General features: G+C 61.0%; 36 protein-coding genes. 9 read left to right on the forward strand and 27 right to left on the reverse strand.

Going from position 1 to position 16,773, the window contains the following annotated elements; all coding sequences use genetic code 11:
- Positions 1 to 21 precede the first annotated feature (21 nt).
- Positions 22 to 864, reverse strand: coding sequence for a universal stress protein (locus tag EV665_RS05975; RefSeq protein WP_064329881.1), 843 nt, complete (start codon positions 862 to 864; stop codon positions 22 to 24).
- A 65-nt stretch (positions 865 to 929) separates the two neighbouring features.
- The gene (locus EV665_RS05980) at positions 930 to 1,685 is read right to left on the reverse strand and encodes a competence/damage-inducible protein A (RefSeq protein ID WP_133033388.1); all 756 of its coding nucleotides are present in this window, start codon (positions 1,683 to 1,685) and stop codon (positions 930 to 932) included.
- Between the two features lie 171 nt (positions 1,686 to 1,856).
- On the opposite strand from EV665_RS05980, the gene wrbA reads away from it, so the two are divergent.
- On the forward strand, positions 1,857 to 2,456 hold the full coding sequence (gene wrbA / locus EV665_RS05985; protein ID WP_064329883.1) for an NAD(P)H:quinone oxidoreductase type IV: 600 nt from the start codon (positions 1,857 to 1,859) through the stop codon (positions 2,454 to 2,456).
- Between the two features lie 259 nt (positions 2,457 to 2,715).
- On the opposite strand, the gene EV665_RS05990 is transcribed toward wrbA, so the two are convergent.
- The 21 genes from EV665_RS05990 to EV665_RS32250 form a co-directional block, all read right to left on the reverse strand.
- Positions 2,716 to 3,786 carry a tyrosine-type recombinase/integrase gene (locus EV665_RS05990; protein WP_133033389.1) on the reverse strand — a complete coding sequence of 357 codons (1,071 nt, stop codon included), beginning with the start codon at positions 3,784 to 3,786 and terminating at the stop codon, positions 2,716 to 2,718.
- On the reverse strand, positions 3,755 to 4,021 hold the full coding sequence (locus tag EV665_RS05995; RefSeq protein ID WP_133033390.1) for a hypothetical protein: 267 nt from the start codon (positions 4,019 to 4,021) through the stop codon (positions 3,755 to 3,757). Before EV665_RS05995 ends, EV665_RS05990 begins: the two co-directional genes overlap by 32 nt.
- Positions 4,018 to 4,209, reverse strand: a complete 192-nt coding sequence (locus tag EV665_RS06000; protein ID WP_133033391.1) for a hypothetical protein — start codon at positions 4,207 to 4,209, stop codon at positions 4,018 to 4,020. Before EV665_RS06000 ends, EV665_RS05995 begins: the two co-directional genes overlap by 4 nt.
- Positions 4,206 to 4,397, reverse strand: coding sequence for a hypothetical protein (locus EV665_RS06005; RefSeq protein ID WP_133033392.1), 192 nt, complete (start codon positions 4,395 to 4,397; stop codon positions 4,206 to 4,208). The genes EV665_RS06000 and EV665_RS06005 overlap by 4 nt, the downstream gene beginning before the upstream one ends.
- Positions 4,394 to 4,696 (reverse strand): hypothetical protein, encoded by a 303-nt coding sequence (locus EV665_RS06010; RefSeq protein WP_133033393.1) that lies wholly within the window; start codon positions 4,694 to 4,696, stop codon positions 4,394 to 4,396. The genes EV665_RS06005 and EV665_RS06010 overlap by 4 nt, the downstream gene beginning before the upstream one ends.
- Positions 4,686 to 4,874, reverse strand: a complete 189-nt coding sequence (locus EV665_RS06015; protein WP_133033394.1) for a hypothetical protein — start codon at positions 4,872 to 4,874, stop codon at positions 4,686 to 4,688. The genes EV665_RS06010 and EV665_RS06015 overlap by 11 nt, the downstream gene beginning before the upstream one ends.
- 387 nt (positions 4,875 to 5,261) lie before the next feature.
- Positions 5,262 to 5,573 (reverse strand): hypothetical protein, encoded by a 312-nt coding sequence (locus tag EV665_RS33250; protein WP_133033395.1) that lies wholly within the window; start codon positions 5,571 to 5,573, stop codon positions 5,262 to 5,264.
- Entirely contained in the window at positions 5,570 to 5,860 is a 291-nt protein-coding gene (locus tag EV665_RS06025; RefSeq protein ID WP_133033396.1) for a hypothetical protein, read from the reverse strand. Before EV665_RS06025 ends, EV665_RS33250 begins: the two co-directional genes overlap by 4 nt.
- Positions 5,853 to 6,335 carry a DUF551 domain-containing protein gene (locus tag EV665_RS06030; RefSeq protein WP_162852981.1) on the reverse strand — a complete coding sequence of 161 codons (483 nt, stop codon included), beginning with the start codon at positions 6,333 to 6,335 and terminating at the stop codon, positions 5,853 to 5,855. The genes EV665_RS06025 and EV665_RS06030 overlap by 8 nt, the downstream gene beginning before the upstream one ends.
- On the reverse strand, positions 6,322 to 6,852 hold the full coding sequence (locus EV665_RS06035; RefSeq protein ID WP_133033398.1) for a hypothetical protein: 531 nt from the start codon (positions 6,850 to 6,852) through the stop codon (positions 6,322 to 6,324). The genes EV665_RS06030 and EV665_RS06035 overlap by 14 nt, the downstream gene beginning before the upstream one ends.
- A complete protein-coding gene (locus tag EV665_RS33075) occupies positions 6,849 to 6,983 on the reverse strand; it encodes a hypothetical protein (protein WP_281048223.1) in 135 nt (44 codons plus the stop codon). Before EV665_RS33075 ends, EV665_RS06035 begins: the two co-directional genes overlap by 4 nt.
- Positions 6,980 to 7,390: an HNH endonuclease gene (locus EV665_RS06040; RefSeq protein ID WP_133033399.1), complete on the reverse strand. Its 411-nt coding sequence runs from the start codon at positions 7,388 to 7,390 to the stop codon at positions 6,980 to 6,982. Before EV665_RS06040 ends, EV665_RS33075 begins: the two co-directional genes overlap by 4 nt.
- Positions 7,390 to 7,722 (reverse strand): hypothetical protein, encoded by a 333-nt coding sequence (locus EV665_RS06045; protein ID WP_133033400.1) that lies wholly within the window; start codon positions 7,720 to 7,722, stop codon positions 7,390 to 7,392. The genes EV665_RS06040 and EV665_RS06045 overlap by 1 nt, the downstream gene beginning before the upstream one ends.
- Positions 7,722 to 7,916: a hypothetical protein gene (locus EV665_RS06050; protein ID WP_133033401.1), complete on the reverse strand. Its 195-nt coding sequence runs from the start codon at positions 7,914 to 7,916 to the stop codon at positions 7,722 to 7,724. Before EV665_RS06050 ends, EV665_RS06045 begins: the two co-directional genes overlap by 1 nt.
- Entirely contained in the window at positions 7,913 to 8,353 is a 441-nt protein-coding gene (locus EV665_RS06055; RefSeq protein ID WP_133033402.1) for a recombination protein NinB, read from the reverse strand. Before EV665_RS06055 ends, EV665_RS06050 begins: the two co-directional genes overlap by 4 nt.
- Before the next feature lie 4 nt (positions 8,354 to 8,357).
- Entirely contained in the window at positions 8,358 to 9,110 is a 753-nt protein-coding gene (locus EV665_RS06060; RefSeq protein ID WP_133033403.1) for an exodeoxyribonuclease VIII, read from the reverse strand.
- The gene (locus tag EV665_RS06065) at positions 9,110 to 9,787 is read right to left on the reverse strand and encodes a 3'-5' exonuclease family protein (RefSeq protein ID WP_133033404.1); all 678 of its coding nucleotides are present in this window, start codon (positions 9,785 to 9,787) and stop codon (positions 9,110 to 9,112) included. The genes EV665_RS06060 and EV665_RS06065 overlap by 1 nt, the downstream gene beginning before the upstream one ends.
- Positions 9,784 to 9,993 carry a hypothetical protein gene (locus EV665_RS06070; RefSeq protein WP_133033405.1) on the reverse strand — a complete coding sequence of 70 codons (210 nt, stop codon included), beginning with the start codon at positions 9,991 to 9,993 and terminating at the stop codon, positions 9,784 to 9,786. Before EV665_RS06070 ends, EV665_RS06065 begins: the two co-directional genes overlap by 4 nt.
- A 9-nt stretch (positions 9,994 to 10,002) precedes the next feature.
- Complete coding sequence (locus tag EV665_RS06075) at positions 10,003 to 10,248, reverse strand: hypothetical protein (RefSeq protein WP_133033406.1); 246 nt, start codon at positions 10,246 to 10,248, stop codon at positions 10,003 to 10,005.
- A gap of 2 nt (positions 10,249 to 10,250) precedes the next feature.
- Positions 10,251 to 10,640, reverse strand: a complete 390-nt coding sequence (locus EV665_RS06080; RefSeq protein ID WP_133033407.1) for a hypothetical protein — start codon at positions 10,638 to 10,640, stop codon at positions 10,251 to 10,253.
- Positions 10,641 to 10,704: 64 nt separating this feature from the next.
- Complete coding sequence (locus EV665_RS32250) at positions 10,705 to 10,878, reverse strand: hypothetical protein (RefSeq protein WP_162852982.1); 174 nt, start codon at positions 10,876 to 10,878, stop codon at positions 10,705 to 10,707.
- A gap of 179 nt (positions 10,879 to 11,057) precedes the next feature.
- Here EV665_RS32250 and EV665_RS06085 point away from each other — a divergent pair, with 179 nt between their 5' ends.
- Complete coding sequence (locus EV665_RS06085) at positions 11,058 to 11,294, forward strand: hypothetical protein (RefSeq protein WP_133033408.1); 237 nt, start codon at positions 11,058 to 11,060, stop codon at positions 11,292 to 11,294.
- Positions 11,284 to 11,592, forward strand: a complete 309-nt coding sequence (locus EV665_RS06090; RefSeq protein WP_210234603.1) for a hypothetical protein — start codon at positions 11,284 to 11,286, stop codon at positions 11,590 to 11,592. The genes EV665_RS06085 and EV665_RS06090 overlap by 11 nt, the downstream gene beginning before the upstream one ends.
- A gap of 72 nt (positions 11,593 to 11,664) precedes the next feature.
- Here the strand turns inward: EV665_RS06090 and EV665_RS06095 are convergent, their stop codons facing one another.
- The 4 genes from EV665_RS06095 to EV665_RS06110 are packed head-to-tail and all read right to left on the reverse strand — an operon-like array spanning position 11,665 to position 13,468.
- Positions 11,665 to 12,300 (reverse strand): hypothetical protein, encoded by a 636-nt coding sequence (locus tag EV665_RS06095; RefSeq protein WP_133033409.1) that lies wholly within the window; start codon positions 12,298 to 12,300, stop codon positions 11,665 to 11,667.
- On the reverse strand, positions 12,293 to 12,535 hold the full coding sequence (locus EV665_RS06100) for a hypothetical protein (protein ID WP_133033410.1): 243 nt from the start codon (positions 12,533 to 12,535) through the stop codon (positions 12,293 to 12,295). Before EV665_RS06100 ends, EV665_RS06095 begins: the two co-directional genes overlap by 8 nt.
- Before the next feature lie 13 nt (positions 12,536 to 12,548).
- The gene (locus EV665_RS06105; protein ID WP_133033411.1) at positions 12,549 to 12,758 is read right to left on the reverse strand and encodes a hypothetical protein; all 210 of its coding nucleotides are present in this window, start codon (positions 12,756 to 12,758) and stop codon (positions 12,549 to 12,551) included.
- Between the two features lie 2 nt (positions 12,759 to 12,760).
- On the reverse strand, positions 12,761 to 13,468 hold the full coding sequence (locus EV665_RS06110) for a LexA family protein (RefSeq protein ID WP_133033441.1): 708 nt from the start codon (positions 13,466 to 13,468) through the stop codon (positions 12,761 to 12,763).
- Between the two features lie 86 nt (positions 13,469 to 13,554).
- On the opposite strand from EV665_RS06110, the gene EV665_RS06115 reads away from it, so the two are divergent.
- The 6 genes from EV665_RS06115 to EV665_RS06135 all read left to right on the forward strand — a co-directional run bounded on the left by EV665_RS06115 (position 13,555) and on the right by EV665_RS06135 (position 16,705).
- A complete protein-coding gene (locus EV665_RS06115; RefSeq protein WP_133033412.1) occupies positions 13,555 to 13,788 on the forward strand; it encodes a hypothetical protein in 234 nt (77 codons plus the stop codon).
- Between the two features lie 178 nt (positions 13,789 to 13,966).
- Positions 13,967 to 14,806 carry a DUF2312 domain-containing protein gene (locus EV665_RS06120; RefSeq protein ID WP_245507645.1) on the forward strand — a complete coding sequence of 280 codons (840 nt, stop codon included), beginning with the start codon at positions 13,967 to 13,969 and terminating at the stop codon, positions 14,804 to 14,806.
- Complete coding sequence (locus EV665_RS06125; RefSeq protein ID WP_133033414.1) at positions 14,803 to 15,171, forward strand: hypothetical protein; 369 nt, start codon at positions 14,803 to 14,805, stop codon at positions 15,169 to 15,171. Before EV665_RS06120 ends, EV665_RS06125 begins: the two co-directional genes overlap by 4 nt.
- Positions 15,168 to 15,335, forward strand: a complete 168-nt coding sequence (locus tag EV665_RS32255; protein ID WP_162852983.1) for a YuzB family protein — start codon at positions 15,168 to 15,170, stop codon at positions 15,333 to 15,335. The genes EV665_RS06125 and EV665_RS32255 overlap by 4 nt, the downstream gene beginning before the upstream one ends.
- 383 nt (positions 15,336 to 15,718) lie before the next feature.
- Positions 15,719 to 16,066, forward strand: coding sequence for a hypothetical protein (locus tag EV665_RS06130; protein ID WP_133033415.1), 348 nt, complete (start codon positions 15,719 to 15,721; stop codon positions 16,064 to 16,066).
- Positions 16,067 to 16,078: 12 nt separating this feature from the next.
- The gene (locus EV665_RS06135; RefSeq protein ID WP_133033416.1) at positions 16,079 to 16,705 is read left to right on the forward strand and encodes a GIY-YIG nuclease family protein; all 627 of its coding nucleotides are present in this window, start codon (positions 16,079 to 16,081) and stop codon (positions 16,703 to 16,705) included.
- The last annotated feature ends 68 nt before the right edge of the window (positions 16,706 to 16,773 follow it).

The raw sequence follows: 16,773 nt of genomic DNA on the forward strand, positions 1-16,773 counted from the left end.
GCGAAGTCGCGGCGATACGGCCTACCGCGACATCAGCGTCGGCACGCGGGCATGGCGCATCATGGCGCTGGTGACGCCGCCGAAGAGGCGCTGGCGCAGCCGCGAATGGCTGTAGGCGCCCATGACGATGAGGCCGGCATCGATGTCCGTCGCGCGCCGGTTCAGCACCTCGGCCACCGAATGGCCGCCGGAGGCGCCGGAGGCGACCGTCGTCTTGACGCCGTGGCGGGCGAGCGTCGCCGCAAGCTCGGCGCCGCAGAAATCGCGCGACTGCATGGCGTTTTCCGGCGGGTCGACGGTGAAGATCTCCACCTCCTTCGCGCCCGTCAGGAAGGGCAGGGCGTCGAAGGCGGCGCGGGCGGCCTCGCGCGAACCGTTCCAGGCGAGCAGCACGCGCTCGATCGGCGCGGGACCGGCCGGGGCGTTGGAGACGAGATAGAGCGGGCGGCCGCTCTCGTAGAGCAGGTCCTCGATGTCCTCGCGCGCCGGGCCGTCGAGATCGGGGTCGAACTGGCCGGCAATGACGATGTCGGCGCCGCGCGCACTGTCGATGACGCCGGCGGAGGCATAGCCGGCGGTGCCGGTGAAGAGGCGCCATTCATAGGAGATGTCGTCGCGTTCGCAGCGCGACTTGAAGGCCTGCTCGACCTCGCGCGACTGGCGCTGGGCGCGCTCCTGCAGGTCGAGCACGGCGTTCGGGTCGGGATATTCCATGGGCGCGATCAGCGTGACCACGACCGGCGCTTCCGCATGGATGCCGATGACATGGCCGCCCGTCTCGCGCGCAAGCGCCAGCGCGTGGTCCGTCACCTTGCCGGCGTCCTCGGCGGCGCTCAGCACCGCCACGATGGTCTTGTAGGTCATTTCGGCCTCCTGTTCTGGGTCTCTGGAAGCATGCGCCTGCCGTTGTCGCCAAACCTTGATCGGGATCAAGACACGGCCTTGGCCGCGGCGATTTCGGCAATCATCTGAAGTATATCACGTTCGGCTGCTTCCGCCGGAGCGTCTTCGCGGCTGCGGATGACGATTTCCGTCGAGAAGCGGTTCTCGCTGAAGCGCGGATAGGAGCCGATGCTGGTTTCGGGATGCTTCTTCTGGATCTCCGCCAGCGCGCTGCCGATGTCGCCCTCGCCGAAGGGCGAGGCGACGGAGCGCGAGAGCATCGGCACGCCGCCTTCAAGCTTCGGCACGACGGTGCCGAGCATGGCGGTGAAGACCTGCGGAACGCCGGCCATGACATAGACATTGCCGATGTGGAAGCCCGGCGCCGTCGAGACGGCGTTCTCGATATGGACGGCCCCCTCGGGCATGCGCGCCATGCGCTGGCGCGCCTCGTTGAACTCGACGCCGCGGCGCTCGTACATGGCGCCGAGTAGCTGCATGGCGAGTGGATCGTGCCGGCAGGGCACGCCGAAGGCCTTCGAGACGGCATCCGCCGTGATGTCGTCATGGGTCGGGCCGATGCCGCCGGAGGTGAAGACGTAGGTATGGCGGGCGCGCAGCGCATTCAGCGCCTCGACGATCGCGTCCTCGTCGTCGCCGACGATGCGCACCTCCTTGAGGTCGATGCCCGCGAGGAAGAGCATGTCGGCAAGCTGGCCGATATTCTTGTCCTTGGTGCGCCCGGAGAGCAGTTCGTCGCCGATGGCGAGCATGGCGGCGGTGGCGATGGGGCGGGAACTCATGGGCGCTCTCTGAAGTTCGGACAGAAATGCCGACCGGAAGGGACGGCATTGTCAATGGCGGGTGAACAGTCTGTCGACCGGGCAGCCGCTGGGGGACCGCCACCCCGAAGTGCTACATCCAAGGGGACGCCGCGATCAAGCGGAAAGGCATCATCGAAACAGGAGACGACGATGGCAAACGTACTGGTTCTTTACTACTCGGCCTATGGCCATATCGAAGCCATGGCCTATGCAGTGGCGGAAGGCGCGAAGTCGGCCGGTGCCGAGGTGACCGTCAAGCGCGTTCCGGAGCTGGTGCCGGAAGAGGTGGCGAAGGCCTCGCACTTCAAGCTCGACCAGAAGGCCGAGATCGCCACCGTCGACGAGCTGGCCGGCTACGATGCCATCATCGTCGGTGCCGGCACGCGCTTCGGCACGGTCGCCTCGCAGATGCGCAATTTCTGGGACCAGACGGGCAGCCTCTGGGCACAGGGCAAGCTGGTCGGCAAGGTCGGCTCGGTCTTCACCTCCTCGGCCACCCAGCACGGCGGCCAGGAATCGACCATCCTCGGCTTCATCCCGACGCTGCTGCACCACGGCCTCGTCGTCGCCGGCCTGCCCTATGCCTTCCAGGGCCAGATGGGCGTCGAAGCCGTCAAGGGCGGCTCGCCCTACGGCGCCTCGACGATCACCGACGGCGACGGCTCGCGCCAGCCCTCGGAGATCGAGCTGGACGCCGCCCGCTTCCAGGGCGCCCATGTCGCCAGGATCGCGGCAAAACTCTCGGCCTGATGCTCTCCTGAAGCATCGCCGATGAAGAGGGTGCGGCCCGCGTCAGGGCTGCGCCCTTTTTCTGTTTCGAGAAGTCGGCCGAGCCTATTGACGAAGCGGGCGTACTCCCCGAAAAGCAGGCTAGGCGGGCGTGGCGAAACTGGTAGACGCAAGGGACTTAAAATCCATTGTAGCCCCTCATTTACCAGCATTCTTAAATCAAAACAGCCCTGCAAGATCGGCCAAAAACAATAGAACAAAACGAGATTTGCAAAACGATTTACTGGCGTTTTTTCGCCTCGAAAGCCCTGATCACCTTGGCCTCATTCTCGACGTGCCGGGTGTAGTGCGCCCCCATCCTTTCCGACTTATCGCCTAGCGCCGCCGCTACGTCGCCCGTGTCCGCGCCGTGCCGCTTCAGGTCGGCTGCGTAGCTGGTCCTCAGTCCATGCAAAGTCGTGCCGGGACCAATATGCCCCTTGCCCTCAAGGTCGCGCAGGTAATGGCTGACGGCGGTCTGCATCTGCTTCTCATCCTCCCAGCGCTCGCCGTCCTGACGCGTGGCGATCTCCAGCGCCGTTTTCCCCAGCCCATCGATATACCGCTGCAATTCATCCACTGCCGGCACCATCACGTTCTCCTGGTTCTTTTTGGTGACGATGCGAAAGCATTTGAAGCCGTGGACAGGGTGAGGCCCGTAATCTGACCAGCGTAGTTTCACGATGGTCTGGCCTCGATATCCGGCATGTCTGGCTATCATCATTGGGGTGAGGAGATGGCTCGGGGCGTGGTCCCGGACATACGCCCATTCGTGTGCAAGCCACTCCCGATTGGCGTTCGGGTCAGCAGAGTGGGCCTTGTCGATGCCGAGTGCGGGGTTGCTCTTCATTTTCTGCCGCTTCACCGCCTGGGTGAACATCGATGAGACGGCAGAGATCATCTTGTCCGCGAACCGAGGCCACTTCTCAATCGCGCATCGATCGCGCAACCCGTAGAGTTCGGCGGTGGTGATCTCATTGACGTGAAGATGAAAGCACGGCTTCAGATAAAGGAACGCCGCGGTATAGTCCTTCTTCGTTGCCTCGGAGAGTTTCAGATAGTTCGGGCATTCGAGTTCGAACCACCGGACAAGGGCGCCGAGCGTGCCGTCCTCATATGAAGATTGCAGCGTTTCCGGCCGACGGTTGTTCCAGCGGGCGACGAATTCTTTCCGATTGATCGCCGCGACAACATCGTCTCGCGCCCCTTCGATCGGGCCAAGCAGACGCTCCCCTGTCGCCCGGTAGTAGACGTACCACTTCCCCCGGGCCTTGACGATATTAAGCCCGGTGACCTTCACGCTGACCACCATAGATAAGCTCCACCATGCTCTTCCGAGGCGGAGCACTTTGCATGTTCGGGTCGATGGAAGCCAGCCATTCGTCGAGGCGTTGGCGAAGATACCGTTCGCCCCTTGTGGATTCCGTGTATCTCAGCGGCTTGACCGGGCAGACCTTCTTGAATGTTTCCGGGCAACAGCCGCAATATGCTGCCGCCGTCTTCAGGTCCATCGCCGCAGGCCAATAGGGCAGGGCCGGCGCCGTCATTCCCGCGTCTCCTTCGACAGAGCGGAGCGGCTACCGCGTTCTTCCCAGACGCCATATCCTTTCCCGAAGACCGCGCCGCCCGCGAAGATCAGAACGGCAATCCCGCCGTCTGCCCGACCAAGAAGAGATGCAGCGATGGCAACAAAGGCTGCGAAGGCTCCAAGCATCATAAGCGCGCCTGGCTTCATGTCTCGGTCTCCTTCTCCAGCGCAGCGCGACCGGCATCGGTCAGGATCAGCCTATCCGAAAGGCCAACGACCTCGCGAGTGCAAAGCCCAAGCTCTACAAGCTTGCGGGCAGGCGGGTAGGTGTCCACGGCGTTGCCGCCATTGGCCACGTCGCGCAATAGCTCCGCTTGCGGTTTCGTCAGCTTCATGTCCGATCTCCCATATTGCGGATGGCGGCGGCGATGTCTTTGCGATGATCGATCGGCATCTTTACCGGCCCCGGCGCCCAATCGTGCTGAACGGAAATCGTGGCGTTCTCAGCCAGGGTCGCCGCCTCCTCAATGACCGCCTTCCGTAGCTCGTCCTTCTCTGCGCGGAGAGCTGCGTTCTCGCGTTCGAGGGCTTCGATGCGGTCGGCGGCTTCGTTGCAGATGGTGTGCTCTACACCATCGCCCCATTCATTTTGCGGGCGATAGCCGCGCAGCCGCTCTACCAGATCATGTGTCATGGTTGCCTCCTGGGTGGGCTCCGCCCGTTGCTGTGGTGGTGCTTGCCACTTGACTCTTCACGCCCGGCAGCTTTGCATGTCGAGCAAAACCAAACAGAGAGGGAAGGACATTGAAGATGGCGAAGACAAAAGCAGAAAGAGCGGGCGAGATTAGCGCCACCGTCGCTTCCGTTATCATTGCGTTCCTCCTGGTCCTGCCTCTGCTGATGAAGCTAGCATGAGGACGCCCAGACCAACTCCTCAGCCGATGACGCGGCCCTATGGACCGAGGGATGCCATATATCGGACTGGTCGCTTTATAGGCTTCGCGCTTTCCGCAATGATATATGCGCTGGTTCTTTGGCCGCTTTTTCGACATTACCTGTGACTGATGAACAGATGCGGCCATAGCTAGCCCTCCTCGATCGTTTCAGTGGGAACGTCAGTGACGAGATCGGCCCAACGGACGGTGCGCTGCTCGTAAGTGCCGTCGTTCCGGCACCACGCTGACCAGCATTCGGGGCAATAGGCTCCTTCGGCGTGCGCATAAAACTCGCGCTTGCAGTTCGGGCATCGGTCAAGATGTCTATGCATCGCCGCCCCCGCTTGTGATTATGGGGGCGATCTGCACCTTCGCGCAGTCGATGATATGGGCCAAGGCCTCGGCGGTCTTTGGCTCGGACGGCATGCCGCCGGGAACATGGACGGGTGTTTTAATAGCAACCAGCGCGGCTTCCGGGTAGATCTGCACCGGCCCATTCGGAACCGTGTCCAACTGGACGCAATATCCGGCCGGCGTTTGCGCCGTGGAGTAGAAGCCGACGACCCGGCCTTCCCACCACGACCCGCTGTGCTTTCGTACGCGGTCGCCCATGCGGAATTTGCCAGCAAGGTTCATTCGTCACCGCCGATCGTTTTTGTGGTGGTGCGAAGGCTGAGGATCACATCACATGTGCAGCCGTCGGGGTTGCGGCATTTCCCGTAGCGGTCAAGAAAGCCGCTGGAGCCGCACCAATCGCCGCGCTCGCCAGCGTCGATACTGCCTTCCCTTCGGATTTCGAAGGTGAGCCACGCTTTGCCGCCTCCATGACAGAGGACCCCGCCATACTCGATCTTGTCGCGGCCGGTACTTAGGGCCGCAAACAGCACCTCTTTCATCTGGCGGTCGATATCGATTTCACTCATGATCGCCCCCGATCGATAATGTGGCGGAACCGCCCGCCTCTGCACTGGAGGCTGAGGTACGGGGGGATGAGGGAGGGGTGGGGAGAGGGCGCCAGTGGGTGGGTCGAACTTCGTGCTCTCGAAATTCGAATTGACGACCATCGTGCGGGCCACCGGTATAAAACGTGCTCGCCGCGAAAAACTGATCATGGAAGCGCATCCCGACGCCTACGGTCTGGTCGCCCTCTGGGCCGTAGGCCAGCAGCATCCATGCCACGCCTCTCACACCCTTCGGCGCCGTCTCGATCGGCTGCCATTCCTCCACCGCCACCGGCTGCTCTACTTCGAGGGCAGCGGTGAGGGCGGCGGCATGATGCGTCTTCATGGTCGCGACCATTTCGGCCCCACGGTAGAGCCAAGCGTAATTGGCTTCGCCCTCGGGGCCGTATTGGATCTCGTAATGCCACGCGCCTATCACCCGCTCATCCCTGCGCATCGGAGCCTCCATTGAGGAGAGTGCGGGCGCGGCGGAGGTCGCCAACGATGAGGCGAGGCGCGCGGTTATGGCTGCTCATCGGGCGGAACAGCTCTTCGTCTGTTTCATCGTCGCCGATGTCATGCTCCGCAACCGCCGCAAACGGCCTCAGTGCTTTCCGCAGTTCCGCAACCTCCTGCTGAAGCGCTTCTGCCTTGCGTGCAGCCGCGAGGATTGCCGGGAGGGCGCGAACGAGTTCGGTGACCCGGTACCTGTCCAGTTCGAAGAGGGCGTTGTGAGTTGCGCTTTCGCGATGGATGATGGTGCTCCCGGCCCATCCGCTCGCAATAGCGCATGCACCGGCCTCCATGGCCTCCTGCTCCGTGAGGAACTTCTCCGGCAGTGTGATGAGGCGAGAATGTTTGCGTGGGTGGTCTCGCCTTGAGTGTGGCGGTCGGCAGTCGTGCACGCTGGCAGCCCAATGCCCGCCTTCCATCGCCTTCTCGATAAGCTCTATGCGTTCGGATAGGTCGGTCATGGGCGGGTCTCCCCGCACGACAGTTCGGCAATCGCTCGCTGAGATGCGTTGTAATTGCCGGTCATCACGCAGCCGGTGATGCAGAGAAAGAGCGTGCACAAGACCAGTGCTTCTGCCGTGTATTTGTTCATGCTCGTTCCTCGTAAAGCTTGCGCGGCGGGAGAGGCGGCAGACCCTTGTTCGGGTCGCGGCGCTCCGGCTTCGCTGATTTCGGGAAAGAGGCGGATTTCAGCTTGCCGGCCGGGCGGATGACGCCACTGTTCCGATCGCGCTGACGGTCGGACTTGCGGATCTGACGAATATCGTTCCGCGACTTGAACTTGTGGCATTGGACGCAGATCGCCATGCAGTTCGAGAGGCTGTTGTCGCCTCCGAGCTGATCGGGAACGTTGTGGTCGAACTGGACGCCGAGCGAGAGGTGGCAGTTGCACCGCTGGCCCGGTTCGAAGCCGTAGCGCGTGCCCTCGGCCTCGCAGCGGTGGCCGGAGCGTTCCAGGGCGGCGCGCTTGGTGGCGCGGGAGAATTCGTGGCGGGCCATTATCCGCGCCCTCCCGCCTTGGTGTTGTGCAAGCCGTTGGAAAGCGGAATGACCGTGACGAACACCTCGTCCTTGAAGACAAACACGCAACCGCGATAGACGCGGTAGTCGCCGTAATGGCCGTACTTGTGGAACATGGCGTCAAGGACACGGCGCATGCGGCCGGAAAGATCGGTTCTCGCGGTGCCTTTCTGTAGGGCACGGACGATCTCCTTCTCAACTGCAGCCTTCTGCAAGCCGAGACGTTGGCGAACCCGCTTCATGCCATGATCCGAAACCCGGATGGCTTCGGACAGATCGGCTTCCATTTCGAGGATTGCAGCATCTCCCATCACACCCTCCTCAGGTCATCAAGGACGGCCTTGCGCTTTTCCTTGCGGGCGCGGTGAATGGCTTGGGTGCAGCCGCGGTGCCTGGCGATAAGCTCGGCATCTGCCGCACGGCGCCAGTTCGGGAGCTTGCGAAGGGTAGGGTGGCCCTTGCGCCACCACCAGATGATGTCGGCGATGATATGGGAGAGGTTCATGCGACCCTCCTGTCGTTAGCGGCCTCGTGGAAGCCGCCCCGGATGGTTTCGGTCAGATGGATGCCGTTGCTATCGCAAAAGGCGAGGGCGTAGGTGATCAGGCTGGCGGCGCGCTTCACCGACATGCGGGCGGTGGATTCGCGGATGTTCACGAACTCGCCTTCAAGGCCGGGAACGAACTCGACTTCGCCTTCCGTCGCCTTGGTGTGGCCGGAGACGAGGAGAACCTTCCATTCCTCGGCGGTGCGGCGCTTACCTGCCCAGGTCATGGGCGAATTGGCGATGTCGGTGCAGATCGCGTGAAACTTCGCGTTCTGGTCCAGGCTACGGGAAGCCGGGCCGACCGCCACCGCGCTACCTTCCGGCGCACGGAGGATCGCATCGACGGCATTCCGGCGAACTCGCTCGTTGACGATGATGAAACGCTTCCTCTCCATGGCCTTACCCCGCATTCATCGGGTGGTTGCGAAGTTCGGCGTCGGAAACGCGTCCAGGCTTGTCGCCCGGGAAGTCGTCGGCTTCTTCGATCTCCTTCTTCTTTGCGGCGAATTTCCGCCGCGCCGCGTCCCAGTAGTCTTTCGACCAGCCGTCACGCTCGGCGAGGCTGAACCAGATATCGAAGAGACGCTTCACATCGCCGGTCGTGTGAGCGTCGAGCAAATCCTTGTCGATTTCCTCAAGCTGGCGCTTTTGCTCGGCGGCGGTGATCGGCTTCGGCGCGCCCCTTTTCTGCTCTTCCTCGCGGAAATCCTTGTTCACCTCGGCGACATATTTCTGGTCGTCCCAACGTCCAAGGAAGATGTTGGCAGCAACTCCGATATGGGAAGAACCCTTGATAATGGCGTCGGTCAGACTCTTTTTCGGAGCATCTTCATCGACGCGCATTGTGCCCTTGCTGGTGACGTAGGCGGCTTTGGTCTGGCCGTATTCCTCGACGCTGTGCTCTCCGTCCTCGTCCTTCCACCAGAAGCGGATGCGGCACCAGTGGAGGTATGTCCCTCCCATCTCCTTGAATTCCTCGGCGAGGACAGACCAGCCGAAGCCCTTGCCGCACGGGCCAAACATCTCGGTCAGGCACATGATGACATATTGCGGGTTCGGCGACGTTCCGCCGTAGTCGCGCCCGGAAATCGGCTTGGTGAATTTCGGATCGATATCCGCGAAGCGGTTCCAGATTTTGAGGTTGTCGGCCATCACGCTGCCTCCCCGAAAGCGGTCATCATCTTGCGGTGAATGGCGCGGGTACGGTCGATGTCGTCACGGCAGTAGGCTGCGATTTCCTTGTGCTTGCCCTCGGAGAACATCTGGCCGACCATGGAGCCGTCAACATCACCCTTACTGGCAATGCCGAGCGCCCGGCACAGGTTGTCCATGCTGATCGTGTCGCGGGCGCCGGCCCACGCGGTCATCGTGTCGAACACCGCCGCATCCCACGGCTTCGGGTCCTTCGGGAGCCACGCCGGTACGCGGATGCCGAGAACCATGCAGCGTTGCCAGATGAAGCGGATATCGAAGCCGGTGATGAAGTGCCCGACGATCACCGGGAAGCGGTTGCCGATGATCTTCCCGGCCTCATCGAAAAACGCCGAAATCATCAGCGCTTCGCTATCGGCGTTGATCGGCCAAGAAATGGACGTAGCGGGCGCATCGTCGAAGGTGAAGCCGATGCAGCAAATCTGACCATAGGCGGCGTTGAAGGAGGTCTTGGCGATAGCCTCCTCAACTGCAGCGGCTTTCTGGTCCTTCTCCCACGCGGCGATGGTGTCGGCCTTCTTCATTGCGGCCGGCGGCTTGACGGTTGCCGCGATGGCGGCGCGCGCTTCCTCTGACTGAGCGGGGATCGTCTCGATATCAAGATACAGGTACGTCATGCTGCGATCCCTTCGAGAGAGGCATTGATTTCGGAGAGCTTTCGGTCAGCCAGTTCGCGGTAATCCGCCGCCTCGCGCTGCCGGTTCTTCGCGTACTGACGAAACCGCTTGGCGCTGTCTTCGGCCTCGCGGGCGCTGCGATCCCACATGGCGGCTTCCGCCTCGGCAGTGCGCGCCTTGGACATAAGGGTGTCGAAGGTTTCCATGATGGCCTCCTAGACGTTGATCGGGCCGGCGAGTGCGGCAAACCGGTAGATGATGAGAAGGATGATCGTGACGAGCGAGGCGCAGCCGATGAAATCGAAGGCAATGTCGCGCATCGCGTTGGTGATGGTCTGGCCGACGTCGGGGTGGTTCGTCCCACGAAACGTGCCGAGATCAAGCGGCTCCTGAACCTTGCACGGGACGCCAGAGGCGATGCACGAGCATTCGGCCATGGTGGAGAGGTCGCAGCGGGTCATGATCAGCGGCCGAACTGCTGGCGATGATTGAGCGTGCCGTGGCCGCGCTGCGTGAAGGCGATACCGTTCTCGACGGTGAAATCTGAGCACCAGTCATCCCAGGCCTGGGAGGTGCGCACGTAGAGCGGAAGCTGATCTTCGTCTTCCGGCGAGCCTTCAAACTTCATCAGCCACTCGGCGGCGAATTCTTCCGTCACGTTTTCAGCGGTGAGGGTGTCGAGGTCGAAGCGGAGATATTCCGCGGCGCTGTCCATGGTGAGGCTGTCGACGGCGTGGGCGACGGTGGTGATCGTCGATCCGTGAAACTCGCCTTCCTCGAAATAAAAGCCCTTCGGGTTTGCGAGCTTGATCATGATCGTCTCGCGGGCGGTGCAGAACTGAGTGCGGTGCATGGCGATTTCCTCAGGTGATCTCTTTCGATATCCGCCGCATGGGAGAGGCGGATGCCGAAGGGGATCAGGCGTCGGACATGATCGGGTCGTAGCCAGTGTCGCGGCCCGGGTAGCCCTCGCGAGCAAATCGCTCGTTGACCTTCCGGTTGCCCTCGCGGCAGTGCCAGTCGATGGCCGGGCGATTGAACGGCACGTACTTGAGCTTCAGGACTTCGCGCTGGTGATCGAGATGGTCCATTTCCCTTGCTCCTCATTCCCTTTGGGTGAAGCGATCCAGATGGGTGGGTCGCTGTTGGATTGGACTTTAAATCCAATAATGGGGTGCGTCAATAGGGTGTTGGATTTATTTTCCACTTTGGTGATTCGACTCGACTCCCGTTCCTCGTTCTGGCTTCATAAGAACGAAAGGAGAACAGAATGGGCTTGGCAGTTCCTGCGGCGGTGGCGCCGTTCACGCTTCACCTGAGGTGCGACAACTGCATGAGGGAGAGCACGAGAGACATAAAGCTGCCGGTCGGGGAGGGCATTCCTCGCGATCCGGACGAGCTAATCGGAAGCGCCTTCCTGGGCGATCTCAAATTCAACTGCCGGCCTTGCGGAAGCGTTATCGCGCAGCTCGTCGGCATCGAAGGAGGATACAGCTATGGCTATTGAGCAAGAGGTTCTGGAATTCATCATCGTGCCGCCGTACGCGCGCCGGTCGGAGATTTTCGCGGCGAAGGAGCGGATGGAGGCTTATCTGGGTAATCGGTTCCCAGGCTACAGCTTCAGGCTGGCGCGGCTCGGGCCGGTCGGGGATGACGACGATTTCTGTGTCCTTCCCATCATGAACTTCCTCGGCGACGATGGCCGTTCCTATATGTGCGCGCCGCCGAAGTTGTGGTTCATGGCTGAGATTGCTGCGGCGTGCCGGGAATTTGATGCGGCCGGGCGGCGATCCTTCGCGGCATAGGCCAGCGCACACAAAAAAGCCCGCCGGTGAGGGCGGGCTGTGTGACGGTTTCGCCTAAGGAGGATTGACAGCTTATACTGTGTGAATCCCGCGTGAGAATATCGCCGCCTGCTTCCATTGGAGCTGAACCCTATAGAGCGCGACTAACCGGCGTACGCTGTACCCAGCGACAGACATAAAGCTGCCGATAATAAAAAGGAGCAGAAGCGATGGTAATCCCCATGCAATGATCCAGGCAGCAAGGAACGGGTGGGAACGAAATTCGGCTGTGCTGGAGAGGTCTGCCATGCGACGACGGCGAGGGTCGTCCCACAATGCCGCCTCTTTCATGTCATGACCGGTGGAAAGCGACAGCATTCTGCGCTCCATGTCAGCAGTGTGCGCCCGAAATTCCCTCATGCTCTCCTTCTTGCTCGGGTTCTTTTTAAGTGCATCTTGCAGGGTGAAAACCGCCGCCAGAAGAGGGAGGATTGGTGCGCACGCCGCGATAACCCATAAATCGCTGCCTTGCGCCTCCCTTAAGTAGGCGCGCATCCACGCGCGATCCTGCTTGGTTGCGCGAGCATCTTCCATGAGGCTCCTCGCGATCTCCCGAAGCTCGGCATACTTCCATCTCGTCGCCAAGGCGGAAGCGAGGTTTACAATCCCGCAGGCAAGCAAGCCGCTGATTGCCCAGAAACCCGGTTCGTATAGGATTTCCTTAATCATCGCGTTTCTCCAGTTGCCGTCTCATCGCAGCAATTTCCCTCCGTTCCTTTCGCCCTGCGTATGCAGCGAACGAAACCACGAAATGGATCACCAGCACGATAACACATGGCGCTTGATAGCGCTCGAAGAAAGATAGCGCCTGATTGAGGTTTCCCGAAAATGTCAAGAGGGTTATCGCGCCGCCGCCATAGACTGCAACCTCTGCAAAATACCGCCGCAGGAAAGGTGTCAGCATTGCTGTACAATGCTCAATGCGTCGTCCCCTTACGTCTGGCGATGTACTCGGCGTTCAACAGGTCGACCAGGTCGTCGGCCTGCTCGATGTCGAGCCCGTCTTGCGGAATGCTATTCACCTCGGCCGTCAAGCCGGTGAAGATGTCGTACACCGCCCACATGCCCGTGCCGTCCTCGCGCATGGCGTAGCGGTTATCCGGTCTCGGTATCGTGGGCTTGGCCATGCTCAAAACCCCGGCATCTCGTTCATAACCCTCCGCACGAGGCCGATAACCTGGACCGTTACGCCGTCGTCGGCTTCATGGTCTCGCTGGATGACGATTGGCTTGTGCTTCGGGTTGGTCGACCGCGGATGAAATTCCGTCCGATCTGGGTAAAGCTCGATCTGCTTCACCGACCATTCCCGGAAGTGCCCGCCGTCGCGTTCGCGCTGGACGACAACCACCATGCCTGATTTCAGTTCAACCAGGTGCTCGACGTCGTTGTAATCGATGCAGACAAGCCGATCACCATCAAGGATCGGGCGCGGCTTCAAATCGTTCATGCTGTCGCCAGAGCAGTCAAAGATAAGCTGGCGAGCGTTCGGGAAAAGCTCGTCACGGGGTAGCGCCACCTCGATCCGTTCGGACTGGTCGAACTCGTCTACTTCGCGGAAGGTGCCAGCTTCGACCTTACCAGCAACGACACCAGCCGTAAGGCCGGCCTTCGACAGGGCGACCGAGCTTTCCTCAACCTCGATGCCATCGCGAAGCCATAGCTCCGATTTCCCGATGGCCTCAGCGAGCTTCGCCATGATAGCTCCGCGAGGCTGAGCGGTGTCCCCGCGTAGGTACTTGTTGATGCTGTCGTAGGACACGCCGGATTTCTCGTGCAGATCCATCTTGGACCAGCCGAGTTCGTCTATCTGCTGCTGCAGTCTTTGCCACCATTCCATAGCGCGGAGCATACTTTAGGATTTATTTTCCGGTTTGGATTTAACGTCCATTGATGTTGGATTTAAAATCCTGTAGGGTTTTGCCTATGAGCACGATCCGAACCATTCCCGATATCATCAAAGACTGTGGCGGCGCCCGGCGCATCAGCGATGCGAGCGAGGCAAGCTCACGGCCCCTGAAAATCGATGCGGTGTACAAGTGGGCGATTACCGGAATCCCGGATCGGCACTGGACGCTGCTCATGTCCCTGACCGAGACCAGCGCGGAAGAGCTGCATGCAGCCAACTGCGCGGTTCGCACGTCGGAGACCGCGGCATGAGCGCTCTATCCCCAGCATCCCTGATGGTTTTCGGCGGCGCATGCATCTTGATCGCGCCTTGGGCACCGGACCTTCCGAGGCAGTGCACCGCATTCGTGTTAGGCGCGATCTTCTTCTGCGCTGGGTATCTCGCGAGAGAAATCCGGCTCGCCGTTGCTTCCAACGGGAGGGTGTCCGCATGAGCACCGACACCACCATCCCCGACGCAAACGGCGTGGCTCGCGATCAACTCCGCGCCTTCGTGGAGCGCATCGAGCGCACCGAAGAGGAAATCGCCACGCTCAACGCCGACAAGTCGGACATCTACAAAGAAGCTCGCGCAGTCGGCTTCGACGTGAAGGTTCTCCGCAAGGTCGTCGCCAAGCGGAAGCTGGAGACGCACGTCCGCGAGGAGCAGGACGCGATTTTCGATATGTACTGGGAAGCGCTCTATGGCGCTCCCGTGCACGTGCACACGCGCACACGAGAAAACATTGAGGAACTTCGTTCCGACAACGGCCTCAACATCCAGACCAAGCACGAAGACATCAGAACAGCGCCGGAAACGGCGGACGAGCTTTCCCGGCCCGCGCCCTTGGCCGGTTCCGGTGGCGACCGGAGCATACCAAGCCCCGATGCTGGCGGCGTAAAAATGGATGCGGTGCAACGCACTCCAGGCCGGGCCGACGATTTGTCGGCGCATAAAAGCGCTCAATCGGGGCAAGCCACCAACACCCATTCAGAGAAAGCCACCGTCGCCACTCAAGGCGAAGCGACGGCACCAACCAGCGACGAGCGCGTAAGTCTCCAGGTTGACGATAGGAGCGATGCCGCCGCCAACGCAGGAGGCGACGATGTAGATGGCAGCGCGGAGCGCGCAAACCATGATGAGAACGGGGAGGGCGCCGCCCGCGCTCTCCCGGCCAAACCGAAATTCGTCCTCAGGCCTTACTGCCGGAATCCCGGTGAAACCTGCGGTGGTTCGGGCACCACTCATTGTCATTCCTGCCTCAAGGCTCGCGAAGAGGTGGCCGCATGAAACCGCCCCGAATTTCAAAGGGATACGACGCCATCGCGCAGCGCCTCGTTGAGGGCGTCGAGGACATCGGCCGAAAGCAGATCGCCCGCGCCGAGGTGTCCAGCATCGTGAAGGCCTACATCCAGCGCAACGGCGTCCGTCGTTTCGACGCTGGCACGTCTGGCGATTATCAGGCGGTGAAGACCTTCCTTGCCGATCGCGGCTACACCCTCACCACCCATGGCAGGGCCTCGAGCTACATCATCAAGGCTCCTGGCAAGCGTGGCCGACCGAAAGCAACGAACTGGACGAAGGTTGTCGAGTTCGTCGACGAGCTTCGCCGCTCCGAAGGCCTTGAGCCTTTGAAGAGGAGGGCGGCAGCATGACGTGGTTCCTTTACGGCCTTCTCGCCTTCTGCGGTGTCTGCCTTCTCACGGCCATCGCGCTCGTCTGGGCCGGAAACGGCGACATCAGCGACGAGGCAAACGCCTCCGGCGCTCTTGAAGGTGACCAGATCCATTTCAGTCAGTCTGGCTCTGGGGCTGACTGATCTGCCGGCGCGGCTGCATCCTCCTCCTCCCTCAGCCGCGCCGGCATCGAAATTCTCGGGAATCCTCCCCTCAGCCTCAGCACGACGGCGTGGGTGACGGAACCGAGGGAAACGAAAGTCGAGGACGCCGAAGCCGAGGATACCCCGGCGCCCTCTCTGGCCCCAGCGAATGCGGCGGGGCTGGGGAACTGAATAACGGTCTCGCCAGCGGCGGGCCTCGGAGACGAAGCGGGTAACTCACCCACCGCATGCGGGAAGCGGCTCGCTTCGTCTCCATCTGAATTTGAAGGTCGTTTCATGTGTATCTCCTTCGGACCTGAACAACCCGAAACTGACACAGGGAACGTCGGAGAATGCCGAAATCGAATAGGAAAATTCCGAAAATGAGTACCGTCGAGTTCTGCCAAAATGCCCTGAGAGACCGCATAGCGCCTCCGTCGCATGGAAGCGTGAAGGCGCGCATCACTGCTGCTGCCCGCAAGCTCGGCTGGTCCATCTCTCGGACGAAAGACGTTTGGTACGCGGACCCTCGCGTATCGATCAGCGCCGACGAACTGCACGCAATCGAGAAAAAGACGGGTGTCTATTATGGACGGGAAGAAGCACGAGAGCTCGATCGCGAGATCGAAAACGCCACTGCGCTCCTGGTGGCAATGCAAGCGGGTAGCCCTCGCACGCTCGCTCATGCGCTCATCCAAGCAGCTCGCATTCTGGCTGGCTCCGGAACTTAGGGACGAAGAGCAATGACCGTATATTTCGCACAGACCCGCATCGACCCGACCAAAGTGAAAATCGGATTCACCAAGGATGTAGAGGCGCGCCGCGTGAACATGTCGGTCAGCGTTCCCGGTGGCATCCATATCTTGGCGACCATCCCCGGGGGCAAGGAGGCCGAAGGTTATCTCCACGAAAAATTTGAAGCCTATAATGTCGGTGGAGAATGGTTTCACTTCTCCGATGAGATCAGGGATTTCGTTCGGGACATCCAGAACGGCAAGCAGGGACTAATCCCTTTCCGTGATCAAGCCGCTTACATGGTTCGTTCTACAAGCGAATATGCGGCCGACGCGCTTGAGCTTGCATCGCAGATGGCAGAGGCGATCCTAAACCACGAATTCAAGGGGATTGGCGATACAATAGACGCTGCAATTTTTCGTGTTGAGCGCCGTCACCACATCAGCGGTCAGGTTATCAAGCGTCTACGCTACCGCAAAAAGAAGGATGTGTGGGCAGGCGAATACCTTCATTTGAAGGCGATCTACGAGCAGATCGCAGCCAGAAACGCTGCATCATCACCCGCTGTGAATCTTCGTCTCGCCGTCAATTCTTCCGCTCCGGAACTCCGTGAAGAGATCGGGGAGGGCGAGTGATGCGGCACCATTTCAAACTCCCGGAAGGGAATGTCCAAATCAGTTTCAGCGGAGGGCGCACGTCCGCC

This window comes from Shinella granuli (assembly GCF_004341885.1).
Taxonomy (GTDB): Bacteria; Pseudomonadota; Alphaproteobacteria; order Rhizobiales; family Rhizobiaceae; genus Shinella; species Shinella granuli.